This window comes from Allochromatium warmingii (assembly GCF_900107145.1).
GTDB classification, from domain to species: domain Bacteria; phylum Pseudomonadota; class Gammaproteobacteria; order Chromatiales; family Chromatiaceae; genus Thermochromatium; species Thermochromatium warmingii.
In genome coordinates, this window is the sequence record NZ_FNOW01000061.1 from 1 (window position 1) to 12,773 (window position 12,773).

Below are 12,773 nucleotides of genomic sequence, written 5' to 3' on the forward strand. Positions count from 1 at the left end.
TTCAAGATTTCGCGTAGATCACTTGATCTTGGGCGGCCTGTTGTATAAGGCTCGAGTTCTTCGAAGATTTTTTCGACAATCTCCCATTCTTCATCGGAGATATCGCTTGGGTATTTTGGCGAAGAGTTTTTTTCTGAAGTCATATTCACGATATGAGTGGGGTTAATTAACTCGCAAAATTTGCCATATTCTCGAAAAAATCTACTTCAAAATCAATAGTTTAGTTTTTAGACAGTCTCTAAGCTGTCCTGGTGTGCCGCTTCGACTGAGAGAACCGCTAATCCAAATGTTAGTGTCGATCACCAGACGAAATTTTTCCCGTTGTCTCGATTCAGCTTTCATCAGCAAGCAACGTATCTAAAATCTCTGGAGTCAACCCTGCGCGACTCGCTGCTTCAGCGGTCTCATCTAATTGATGTTGTAAGCGTTGTGCGTAAAATTCACGCATTGCTTCATAATCATCAGCACTCACCACAAAACCAATCACGCGATTATTACGCATCACGCGCACAGGCTCATGCTGCGCTAAATCAAGAAACACACCAAAATTAGTTTGGGTATCATTAAGCGATATTGTTTGCATCGTTTTTAATCCTCTAACACTGCCATCTTGTGTTAAAAACGCTGAAATTATCTTAAACCAACTCACTATACAGCGCATTCACAACTTCATCAGTTTCGCGCAAGCGCAATAACACTGCATCGCCGGTATAGCGGTCGATTTTAACTAAACCGCTATCCGCTAACCAATCCAGCCAATGCTGAACATCGCTTGCATTCCAGCCAAGTAAAGCCAGCAAACGCATATCGCGTGCAAAGTCTTCAAAAATTACTTGACGGGTATCAGCATAATTTTCATCCCACAACAAATAAAGATACGCAGCATAAGCAGGAAAAAAAGCGTGCTCAATCGGAGCGGCTGTGCGTATCCAATGCGGCGCATCAGTTGCATCATCGAGAATTAAGGCACCGATGGCAGCAAAACTGCTGTCCTCAGCATACATGCGTGGCACTAATCCCGAGAGCGATTTAAGATAACTTTTTTCGCCATAACGGGAGCGCAAAAAATCAAAATAATCAGCCTGATTAAAGCGTGTGCCGAGGCGAAATCCGCCTTCGGCAAAGAGCGCAAACCACGCATCAGCTACGCCAACGGCTGGAAGATTGTGACCGCACCGACGCGATAGCAAAATATGTAATAACCAAAGTGTGACTGGCTCACTTAGAAAGGGATCTTCGCGCTGCACCATCGTACCTAATGGCGTTAGATTTAACTGCCATGAACTACCAGTTTTTGCCGCAGTAATTAAACCCATGCCCAGCGCATAGCGAATCATTGGCTCGACTTTGCCTGTACTGTTACCCGTTGGAATGCCGGTTATATGACCAATAGCCACTTTATTGCCGCTGCCACCTGATGCAGCAAACGCTAATAGCGCCCTTAGCAAACGCCGATCAGGTAAAAAGGTTTGCGGGAAATTCAGTGGTAAGGATAAATCATGTGATTGCATATAAAAATTCCAAACCGGAATATTTGTCTCGCAGCTTTAGCACGCAATTTTTAATTCGCTCAACCCCACAGCCCCCGTTCCGCTAACGCAGTCACCGAGACTAATACCGCTTCTTCTTTAAGGCTGCCGCTGGATTTGCGCACCCATCCTAGTGACCAGCATTGCCCTTTTTCTAATTTAGACAGACGTTGTGCCCATTCAGTTTTCGAGACTCCGCCCGGTGATTGAGCTAATAGCTTGGCAAAGCTATCAATTTCAGTGGTAGCGGGTTTGAAAAATAGCTTATGACCAGCCTGAAATAAACGATCACGTTGCTCGGCGCTAAATTGGCTGGCCGTTTGGGTAGCAAGAATCATCCCTAAACCAAATTTACGCCCCTCACGAATCATTTTATCTAGCGGCGAATCGCTTCGATGATCGAGATTTTGCACCTCATCGAGCACTACTGGAATTGGGCGATTTTTATTACCGTTATTGCAGGCATAATCATATAAATCCCAGAGCGCAAATTCAGTGACCAGCTTTTGCACATCGCGCCCAAGTCCTTTAAGTTGCAACACATGCACCCCATGCTCACCGGCGGTCAACATTTCATGCCATGCTGAATGAGCACCTTCACGGAATGGCTGCGCTTTAATCAAGGGTTCCAATTTATTAGCGAGCGTTTCGCCATATTGACTATCATCATGCAGTCGGTCGAGCAATTTATCCAGCTTAAATCCAGCTTCTTCGGCAATACCATTTTCCAGTACGCGCATCAAGGCTGCTTTTTGTTGATCGCCGATGCTGTCATAAACCGAGCTAAAAATACTGGCGACCCGCGAAGCGACCTGATAGGGCGTTTCTTTAATTTTAGGGCGTGATGGGTCAATTTCGTATTCTTGGCATTTGAAGGGCGTTAAGGGCAAGCGATCCGTGACAACAAAATGATTCATCGGGCGTGCAGTTTGGTCGAATAACGGTTCGACCTGATTAGGCAAAAAGCCATCGGTATAGTCAATAATCAGTGAATGCAACCCCTGGCGCGTCATTTCAGCCAGTAAACATTGAATACCATAGGTTTTACCGGAACCGGCAACACCAAATACCAGTAAATGCCGATTTGGTAATTGCGGGTGGCCATAATGCCAATAAACCGGCTCACCATTGGCGCGAGTGCCAATTAAAAGCTGCTCTGGTAGTGCAAAATTGATCGGCGTATTTGGTGTTGGCGCTGGTGTTATGCGTAGTTCATCAATCGCTGGTAATAATAATGGCTCGATTGGCTTGGGAATGTGAGTCGGAGTTGGTTTTAATTCAAGTTCTTGTTCAGGTTCGAGTTGATCGAATTCATCTGGTGCGGGCACGGGCAATACCGGCGGCATAATCGACGTGCTGGATTCGACTGCTGTCTCAATGCGGATTTCACAGGAATCGAGTTTTAACCGTTCATTGGGTATCTGGTCATCAAATAACGCAACTAATCCATCATGTCCGAGTGTAATATGCTGAATCGCAAAGCCCTCTGGTATCGAGAACGGCGGTTGAATAATACCAGCGGGTAGCGGAATAGGGGTTAAATTTGGTGTTGCGCCTTCAATATCTGTCCAAAATGTAAAGATTGCGGCTCGCCATACAATATTAAAATAGCCCTCGGTGATTTGTTCGAGTGCTTTATCAAGTTGCCGCCAATCCGCCTCGGATAAATTCACTTCGCTGCGCGAGGTGATCGCCCGTTGTAATTGTGCCCACCAATAACGCCGGTCAAAACTGGTGCGCTGAATATCACAGCGATTCGGGATCAATAATTGTGTTAAATGGCTTAAGCCGTCTTGGGTTTGCAAACGCGCTTTATTAAGATGTTCGGGATTATGCTGTGAAAGTTTGCATTCAATCAGGGTAGCTTGAATCAGCGGCACATCACTGGTGCTTGTACTATCAGGCAAGATTAAGGCTAACTGTAATAAATCAGGGCGATGCGATGTTTCACCGCCTTTGAACCAATGCAGCAGCGAATCAATCGGCAGTAATTGAGTCATTGCGGCAGTGCTGGGAATCGCTAACAGGCGACGAATGGCGGCAAAACCGACCACTTCGCGCACTTTTTGACCTTCGCCAACAACAGCATGAATGGCGGAGAGACCGATAATTTCTTCGGATTCTTCAATTACGCATTCGGCCATTTTTTCAAAGCCAGCGGCGTCTTGAAATGGGAGTAATTCGACCAATTCACCACGCACGCGAGCGGCTAATTGGCTTAATGTATCTTGCTCGGTGGAGATGGAAAGGTTTAATTCACCGTAAGCGCCCAAGCCGGAAGTAAAACCGAGAATTTTACGGCGCTCTTGGCCTTCAGCAGTGCGCAAGAGCCGTTTATCGACAAAGGGATCAATACAGGCGACCCAATGAGCGCGTGTGTGTAAGCCATTAACTAATTTTGACCAAGCTGTAAAATCAATGCGCCCAAAAATCAAATGATCGGTTTGATTATCATGTGCATGGCATAAGCGAGCCGATAAATCAGCATGTCGGGTTTGAATGCGCAAGCGGCGATTGCTTAATAGGCTTTGGCGTTTGAGTATATCGCCGCGTTGAATGGGGCGCGGATATTCGGCGATTGGAAATGGACTAATATTATGATGGTTATAATTGAATTGAAAGGGTGAGGCGGGTTCAGCTTCGCCGATCAATTCACCGGCCAAAAAGCGGAATAAAAACGCGATGTCATAAAGTCGTGCTTCATACTCGGCCATGAGCAGCATTTGATCGCGTGTGGGCGCAAAACGATGACCAACAGACAGCATCAGTGGGCGATTGCGTTCTCGATAACGGGCCATGAGTGTATCGCGCCATGCCATCAGCCGATTTTCCATTGCCATCGGTGACGATGAGGTAGTGTAAACCATTAAATCGCAATGAAATGCCGGCCAATCTGCGGAGCTACGTTTGAGATAATCGCGCAAAAACCGATCAACACCGGACAGAATAACGCTTAATTCTTCGACATGCAGCGCCAGAATACGCAATCCGTCCTCGGCAAAAGGATAGAGGCGCTGATAATCGTTTAATACCTGTACAACAATGTCGCTTTCTTCACGTAAGCGGGTATCATCTGCGCCGTCATCATCGTGATCGTCTTCGCGCAAAAGCGTTTGAACAGCGAGGCTTTTTTCAACATCAGGCGGTTCGCCAATATAATGCAGCAGGCCGAATGATTTAATTTCGGCGGATAATTTTTTATTGATATTAACAACAAGCGCCGCAAGTGGGCGGTGCATTTCAGCTAAATTGAGTAATTGGGCAAAGGGTGCTTCTGAATCACGCCCAAGCACTAGATCGGCGGCCACTTCGGAAAAGCCATCACATAAAAAACGCGCTCGCCAATAGGTTAATTCAATCACGGCGGGGGTTAAGCCCCAAGCAACGCCAGCACGTAAAAACTCTTCTTCAAGTTTATGGGGAATATTTGATCGATTTGGGTAGAGCGAATCATCGACGAGCAAAAATGCTTTATAGAAACGGCGTAATAATGGTGAGCTGCCATTGATTGTGCGGTTGAGTAAGTGTTCAGCGAGTTCGACATAGCTGTTGGTTAGAGTTAAATAATGAGTTGCGTTGGCGCAGTAATAGCCGTTTTCTACATAGCTGCCGAGCCATTGGCGATAATGGCTAGATAAATTGCGTGTGGCTTGGATTAGCTGAGGTTCAACGACTGTTGCATTGAGTTCTGTAAGCAGGTCAATGAGTTGTAATTCGCCAAGTGCTTGGCTGACGAGGCGATTTGCTTCGTCTTCGTCAGCGGCATAATAGAGCGCAGTTAAATAAACAGCGGGGACTTGAAATGCAGGCAGCGGGTAGGGTTCGGTGCAGGCTGGCCAATAGTCTTGAATCAGTAAGCGTGCCCCTTCATAGCGCACGCGCTCGGGATGGGTGGGGCCAAATGCCCATTGAAAGGGTTTTTTGTAGGCGGGTTTATCATCATCTTTAAATGTGTCGTGCAAATAAATACAGACATCAAAGCGGATATAGGGGCGGGAGCGACTTTTGCCGAGGGTAATGGTTTCGGCGTCAAATTCTAGGCTGAGGTCAATTTTGCGTCCCCAGTTTTCACGCAGTTCATTGATTTGATCGTGGTCGATTGGTAAGCGCCAGTCGATATGAGCAATCAATTCAGGCAAGCCGCCAAGACAGCCTTGCAACAGTGACCGTGCCATGTGTTGAACGCCGGTATCGGCGGCGGTTTGGTCTTCTGCATCTAAATCATGATTAAAGCTGAGAATTTGAATCCGAACCGCAGCAAGTGATTCGAGCAAATTAACATTTAAATGTTTTTTGCGATATTCGACAAGGGTTTTCCAGATGGCTTGTAGAATGACATCTAGGCTCAATCCGTTGAGGCGTGGGACTTTGGTTTTAGGTGGAATTTCGTCAGGGTCTGGTTTTTTTTCGCGGGTTTTGAGGGCATCGAGTATTGGAGTGAGGTCGGTATGTAGCAGGCGTTCGCGGGCGTGGGCGTCAATGGTGTGAATAAAGGCGTGTAGAGTGTTTTTATAATCTTTTAAATCGGTGTATAAATTAGGTTCTGTGGTTTCGGGGAGTCCGAGCGTGCCGTTATCAAAAGCTTGTTCTAATTTATTCCAAGCTTTATTTTGTTCGCCGGTGGTTTTAAAACGTTGATGTGAAATAAAAACAGCCGCTTCTTTGAGTCGTCCTTTTTTGATGTTGCGGGAATTATGGGAGTTGGTGAGTAATGGCGGAATATCCCAAAATGGTAATTCAGCATGAAAGCGTTCGATGAGTTCGCTGAGATTATAAAAATTAGGTGTGGGGCCGATGATTTGATGTTCGAGAAAATCGGCAAGTCGGGCGAGTTGACGCGGTTGAACATCGAATAATTCGTGAATACGTTCGTCGAATTGTTCAATTTCGCGTTGGGTGCTGGATAGAGCGAGTCGTTCGTTGATGGTTTTGATCCAGGGCACGAAGCTTTGATCGAGGTGTTGCCAGATGCGTTGTTCATCGACTAAATGAAAGCCGGATAATCCGCCTTGATCGGTGGCGTGATTAAAGCCGACAAGAATAATAACAAGGCCGTCTTTATCGCTGGAGCGGGTTAGGTTGCGATAAGCGGTAAGGCGATCTTCGCGGTCAATCCAATTGGGTTGGGTATTAAAGCGGTTGGCAGCATGGTAATTGGTGCGAAGCCAATTATTCCAGAGGCCGGTAGCGACGCGAAATTCGCAGTCAATAATGCGCTGTTGTGACCAAGCGCGGCGGTGGGCGTCAAGGGCAGTAAAGAGTTCAAAGGTGGTATCTGGGTCGAGGCTTTGTACGATTAGGCGTGCTTCTTTGGTGCCGCCGGTGGCATTGAGTGCTTGATCCCATTGGATTTTGATGTAATCAGTGAGCGTTTCGACAAATAGGTTCATGTCCAATCTCGATTGCTGCTTCCAGGGTTGTGAACAATTGAAACTGCGTCTGACAGTTCGATTAAAAATCCGCCTTGTTGCAAGGTTTCTTCTACCCAATCGGTATTGATGTCAATGGCGTATTGTTTGTCTTGTCCATTGCTGCACCACGCTAAGGCGACGGTGAGCGGTTCGCCGCCAAGTGCAATGCCGTAGTGTGCGAAAACGCGATGGTAAAAATCGGTGAGGCGAATATGTTCGCCGGGTTGAACTAATGCCGCAACAAGAAACCGCATCAATTTAGGATTGAGTGAAAAACGCTGTCCTTTGCCTGTAGGCGGAATAACTAATCCGATTTCTTTTGCAATTTTTCTGAAAATTTTGAAACCATTTTTATCAGCTTCTGCAAACTTTTTAGTCTTTTTTTCTACTTTGTTTAAATCGGGATGACGTAAAACACGATATAAAACAGCTTCAATTAAATTAAAAGAAGATTCTGCTAATTTTCGCATTGCGTCATTTGGTTTAGATTTTGGATTGCTTGTTATCCAAGCATAATTTCCAATAAAGCCTAATGTTTGTTGCGATTGGTCATCAAAGCGATGCGCTTGAAAACACAACGAACGCAAAACATGCAAACAGCATAACGTTTGCAGCAAATCAATTTTTTCTAAAACACCTAAATGCAAAGAGCAAATATTGTTAATTTCTGATGCAAACAACAATGCTTCTGTTTTAGTAGCAACAGGAACCCAACCGAGCGGCGCTTTTTTAGGTTTATCAAAAATCTTATATTCTGATAAATTCCTTTCTAAAAAGTCTATAATTAAATCAATGGAGCCAAGTGAATTTTCAACGATGTCTGTCAGCCCTTTTGTCACTAAATCATTAAGCTGATATAGCTTTGTTTTCAAGTGCGCGTATTCAGGTTTATCAACTAAGTTCAATATCTCAACTGATTCTATTGAAGAAAAAAGATTAGCGAGTTGTAAAAATAAAACTTCACCGCCACGACCCATGTAATTATATTTGCTATATAAAAAATACTGTTCTGCTTTTTTCCATGATTCAATATTATCGTTTTCTGATGCGCTATGTTTCCAAACAATCTCTCGACTTAAAAGTTTTTTTGAAGCGGGGAGAAAGCAGTGTGTGACCCAAGTTCTATTGTTCGCAACACCGACAAATCCAGCAAGCAAACTTTGTATAAAGCGTATAGTTTCTGATTTTTGGATGTCAGTTCCTCCAGAAATACGCTCTTTAATTTTTTCTAGCGCATCGAGATAAGTTTTTCGATGAATTTGATGTCTTGTTTCAAGTTTAGAAAATGGAAAAAAAGCAAATAACTTAAGCGCAATTTTATCTTCTGGCCAATAATTATAATCGATCTTTGTTTTGTCAGGATTGTCAATTATAAAGCTGTTGGTATATTCTCCATTTTCTTCTTTTGGAGAAGTAAAAACTAACAAAAATTCAGCAAGATATTCTATAGGCGTTTGATCTTTCCAAAATTTTAATCCGTAAAGTTGAATAGCTTGACTTGTCTTTTCACTGTTATCTTTAATTGGAAAAGGTTTTAATATATTATTTTGATTTTCAAACAAAAAATCATCTATTTTCTTCATTGCTTAACCTCCAAGAGATTATCTTTAATTTTCATAAAATAACGATGCTGATAAATTTGTCCATCTATGCCTGAACGCAAAATGATAATATCATTTTGTTTATTTTTTTGATTAAACTTGTTCAACAATTCAGCACGAAACCAATCAAGTTGAGCAAGATGTATTTGTGAAAGCTCATTGCTAAGTTGTCCATTATGACGCCAATAAATAAAATCAAGCAAAGGCAGTGTTAGGGCAAGTTCGGGGCCATCGTTTTGATAGCAAAGCAAAGGCAACCCTTTAATCGAATCATACTTAATATAAAAATCATCAAAATTCAGTTTAGCAACAACCAGTTGCGTTGATTGCGAGATTTCGCAATCAGACCGACGTAATGTTAAATAAATATTTTCATTGTTTGTAAACTGTCCAAAGCTAAAACCAGAATAGAGTTCGAGCAAAATATGTAAACATTCCCAGCGCAAAGATTCTAAATCATTAGAAACATCTAAGGATTCTGTTTGACGCCAGCGATCAAATTCACGCAAACGCGGCGATTGTAAAAAACTATCAAAATAAACTTCAGCTTGAGCGTCAAAATTTGGCATTGGCTTTGCGAAAAAATACAGCAAACGCCTTAATGCAAATCGCCACTGTGTTCCAGCCGATTCACGCGCTAATGAACGCCAGCGTTTTTCGAGCGGCTGAAGTGTAGCGGGTAATTCCGCCCACTGTATGCCGTGATTCGATGTTAATTGACGATCAAAATTCGCTGCAACTGGCGCACCGAAGCTCTGACGTTGATTTAATTCGACCGCCCGCAATCGCTGACTGTCTGGAAAAAGCTTACCGTGACGATACCCAAAAAAGTTTTCACTAAAAATAATCTGTCCTAAACCATCAAGACCGCGATTGATACCAACAGCACTGGATGCTGCAACGCTTTTGCTTGCATTCTGGCAGTTCATTCCACCAGTCAGACTAAACGCAAGATGCGCAACCATTTGGCGCATTGTTAAACGCTGTTCATAAACGGTCAGCCGCTGATATATCCAGCGCACGCGCTCAATAGCTTGATCGCCAAGATCGAGCAAAGCCTGTCGATTCAATCGCAGTGGACAGGCTGCTTGCTCGATGCTGCATTCATGGCACGCTTGCCAACCGCTGTGCTGGAGCATCCGCGAGAGCAAATTCGCCCCAAGCTCGACATTATCTAATCGCGTCATATTCAAAATGACGAGCTTTTTAGCAAATTCAGTGAGTGTATGGGTTTTTAGATCATCGGCGGTATAGGATGCATTGAGGCGGGAAAGAATGCGGCTTTCAATATCGCCCGGAACATGATGCGTATAATCGCGTAGCGTATTTAATAACGGCCCGGTATTACTGACAATGAGCCACGATCCGGCTTGATGAAAAGCATCGCTGATCCATTGCAAACGCTTTTCGCTGCTCAATTCGCTCATGTCTTTCACAATAGCGACTTGACGACCAGCTTGATGCGGATGTTCGACGATTTCTAATTCATTCGGCGGTTTATTTAATGGTTCAAACGGCGAAAGACCACGCAGGCGTTTTAATACATCAATCGCTACAGTTGATTTTCCATCGCCGGCATGACCCGTCAAAATGACAACCTGTTCGTTATCATTGCCCAAAATATTGAAAATCGTTTCAACTAATGGAAACGGCTTATATAGCTCGCCAAAATATTGGTTAGTAGCTTGAGATTCTGCTAAAGCATTTGCTCCACCAGCAGAAATATTATGCAGTGAGTTCAAATAATCAATAAAGTAATTCGTAGTTGAGTTTTCTGTATTCTCAGCAATGTTATTTTGATTGCTTTGAAATATTGGATCGCCGTTTTCACAAATTAGCTGATGTCGTTGCGGCAATCCAACTTCTTTTAAGATTTGCTCATGTAAATTCTTTTTAAAATAGCTATCAAGCAATTCATGCGCAAATTTCAAAACAAAATCTTTTTCAGAAATTAGTTTTCGATAAATCCATTCTTGAAATCCGCCATGAATATTTTTGTCGGCTAATTCTTTTTTGAAAAAATGACCAACGCTTGTTCTTCTTAAATCAAAGCTATTTTCGATTTCAAAAATTCCATCATTTTCGAGACGACCAAAAGGATGATGTGTATTTCCTGCAAGCAATGCTTCTTGATAAAACTTGCCGAAAAGCAATTTAAGCTTAAGATCAATAACTGAAAATGGGATCATTCGTGGTTTATCGTGATAGCATCGCCCAAGCATAAAAAGTAACAACAAGGGTTTATGAAGAGATGGTTTCTCTTCTTTCCCATAAATCCGAATTTTTCTAAAAGCTTCTATTAGATCGTTCATTTTTTGTAAAACACAAATTGGGCAAAAATATGTATTGCCTTTGACATTTTTTTAAAATAAACCAGTTCTAAGTTAATCGTAAAACATCAATTATTGATGCTTGGAAATAGTGTTTCATACAAAACAATTTTATCTTGATTACGGCGTTGCATATATTCCAACCAGCAGCTTTTTGCCCAAGTTTCGATAGCTTGAAAATGGCGTTCAAAATAGCTTACCCAATCTGAGTGCCATTGAATCGACTCACATTTGTTATAGTCGTCACTATCAAAACAATAAAGTGGACGCGCCCGCTCGAAATTGACATTAGTAATAGACGGCATCGCACGCTCAAACAACATCCAAGATCCTTTATCAATTAGTTGTAACTGTGGTTCGAGAAATGGTATTATTAATCTATAAGGCACAAAATCCATTAACCGTGCAGCTTCTTTAAGATCTGTTTTTTGTAAAGCTTTACGTAAATTTGGCCGATCTCGACCAAAGAAATCAATTGAAGTAGAAAAGCATAATTCTAATTTATCTATTTTTTGTGTAATAGTATCTTGTGCGCCAAAAGATAGCCCAAAAAATTTATACGGAAACCACGCGATTACTAACATTTCTATGGTGATCTCATTGTAACTGAAAACTCTTTTCGAGTTAAAACAATGGAGTTTAAGCAACTCCAGAAGCGCAAGAAAGAAAACAAATTTGTATGAATTTGTAGTGTGTTGGAAAATTTTTGAAAGCGCATCAACTTCGAGATTGAGTGCAGACGGTAACTGGTTTTGTTTTTGCTTTATCATAGCTTAAATTAGCCTAGATTTTTTATTAAGTCATCCACGCGATTTTCGATATTACTCCACGTATCCTCTAGCATTTTTCTTTGGCGATTTTCGAGATTTACAAGATTTAAACATGGGTCAATATCTTCTAGTTTACCTCCGCCTTGTATAGCTAAACGTAAAACTTCAGCATTGAATTGTGCTAGTTCAAGAGAATTAGAATCAATCCAATTTTGAATGTCATGCTCAACTGAATTTTCTAATTTGTGACATTTCTCACACAGATAGTCAAGCATACTTGCATAAAAAACTTCTATTAACAGACGATCACGCAAACTTTCACCTGAAAATCGATTCTCTAAAATTAAACTAATATCAGCTTGATTTATAAAATCTTCAGCCGATTTTTGAATAATGCTAGAGTCTATTTCTAAAAAAATATCGAAAGCACTTAAAATTTTCTCAATATCACCGGTAGCTATAAGCTGGCAAATTGAGTTTGCGATCTCGCTGGTTAGTGTATGGTGCATGTTTTAACTTAGCCTCTGTTTGATTGAAAATTAAAGTTGTGAACGATATTTTATGAAACGCCACTACTTTTTTAACGCCCGTCAACCGCCGTAAACACCTGATCGACATTCTCAGCCGTCAGCACCTGCGCTATCCAACCGTGCAGTGTTTCCGCATCCGCCTGCTGCACCCGCGCCTGTACTACCTCTGGCGGTGTACCGAATTTGAGCGTAAGCAATTGCAAAAGCGTTGTAGCAAGAGCGTTGCGCTGGCCTGTTTCAATTCCTTTTTGCAAACCTTCTTTAATTCCTTTTTGCAACCCTTCTTCAATTCCTTTTTGCAACCCCTCTTCAATTCCTTTCTGTAATCCTTCTTGCAAACCTTCCTGATGACCTTCCTGCCGCGCTTCGCTCAAATACGACACTTCATCGCGCATTGCTCGCTCACGGACGAATGCTAATCGCTGCGCTTCTTCATCCGCACTTAATTGCCGAACGCGATTTAATGCTTGCTGAATTGGTGCGTGATTGATGGTGGCCATGCGTTGATCCTCCTGCCAATGTTCAAAAAAAGTCACCCAATCCGACAACGGCCCCGCTCCCATTCCCAGCCGATCAGCTTTGCGCAATTCAATCAAATTCAA

At 42.7% G+C, this 12,773-nt stretch carries 7 protein-coding genes and 1 pseudogene; all 8 read right to left on the minus strand.

Annotated elements, in window-relative coordinates; all coding sequences use genetic code 11:
• Positions 1-331 precede the first annotated feature (331 nt).
• Positions 332-649, minus strand: a complete 318-nt coding sequence (locus BLW10_RS12910; RefSeq protein ID WP_245709404.1) for a type II toxin-antitoxin system Phd/YefM family antitoxin — start codon at positions 647-649, stop codon at positions 332-334.
• Positions 636-1,511 (minus strand): hypothetical protein, encoded by an 876-nt coding sequence (locus BLW10_RS12915; RefSeq protein ID WP_091335318.1) that lies wholly within the window; start codon positions 1,509-1,511, stop codon positions 636-638. The genes BLW10_RS12910 and BLW10_RS12915 overlap by 14 nt, the downstream gene beginning before the upstream one ends.
• Positions 1,512-1,570: 59 nt before the next feature.
• Complete coding sequence (locus tag BLW10_RS12920) at positions 1,571-6,919, minus strand: ATP-binding protein (protein ID WP_091335321.1); 5,349 nt, start codon at positions 6,917-6,919, stop codon at positions 1,571-1,573.
• A complete protein-coding gene (locus BLW10_RS12925) occupies positions 6,916-8,523 on the minus strand; it encodes a hypothetical protein (RefSeq protein ID WP_091335323.1) in 1,608 nt (535 codons plus the stop codon). The genes BLW10_RS12920 and BLW10_RS12925 overlap by 4 nt, the downstream gene beginning before the upstream one ends.
• Complete coding sequence (locus BLW10_RS12930; protein ID WP_483860458.1) at positions 8,520-10,853, minus strand: phosphorothioated DNA-binding restriction endonuclease family protein; 2,334 nt, start codon at positions 10,851-10,853, stop codon at positions 8,520-8,522. The genes BLW10_RS12925 and BLW10_RS12930 overlap by 4 nt, the downstream gene beginning before the upstream one ends.
• An 86-nt stretch (positions 10,854-10,939) precedes the next feature.
• Complete coding sequence (locus BLW10_RS12935) at positions 10,940-11,641, minus strand: hypothetical protein (protein WP_143117084.1); 702 nt, start codon at positions 11,639-11,641, stop codon at positions 10,940-10,942.
• Between the two features lie 8 nt (positions 11,642-11,649).
• Entirely contained in the window at positions 11,650-12,150 is a 501-nt protein-coding gene (locus BLW10_RS12940) for a hypothetical protein (RefSeq protein ID WP_091335329.1), read from the minus strand.
• Between the two features lie 71 nt (positions 12,151-12,221).
• A pseudogene (locus BLW10_RS14345) lies at positions 12,222-12,773 on the minus strand (hypothetical protein); the annotation flags it as partial.

Excerpts from the sequence above, each read along its gene's own strand:
- BLW10_RS12935 (WP_143117084.1), bottom strand. The coding sequence starts at position 11,641 with ATGATAAAGCAAAAACAAAACCAGTTACCGTCTGCACTCAATCTCGAA.
- BLW10_RS12930 (WP_483860458.1), bottom strand. The coding sequence starts at position 10,853 with ATGAACGATCTAATAGAAGCTTTTAGAAAAATTCGGATTTATGGGAAA.
- BLW10_RS12920 (WP_091335321.1), bottom strand. The coding sequence starts at position 6,919 with ATGAACCTATTTGTCGAAACGCTCACTGATTACATCAAAATCCAATGG.
- BLW10_RS12915 (WP_091335318.1), bottom strand. The coding sequence starts at position 1,511 with ATGCAATCACATGATTTATCCTTACCACTGAATTTCCCGCAAACCTTT.
- BLW10_RS12925 (WP_091335323.1), bottom strand. The coding sequence starts at position 8,523 with ATGAAGAAAATAGATGATTTTTTGTTTGAAAATCAAAATAATATATTA.
- BLW10_RS12940 (WP_091335329.1), bottom strand. The coding sequence starts at position 12,150 with ATGCACCATACACTAACCAGCGAGATCGCAAACTCAATTTGCCAGCTT.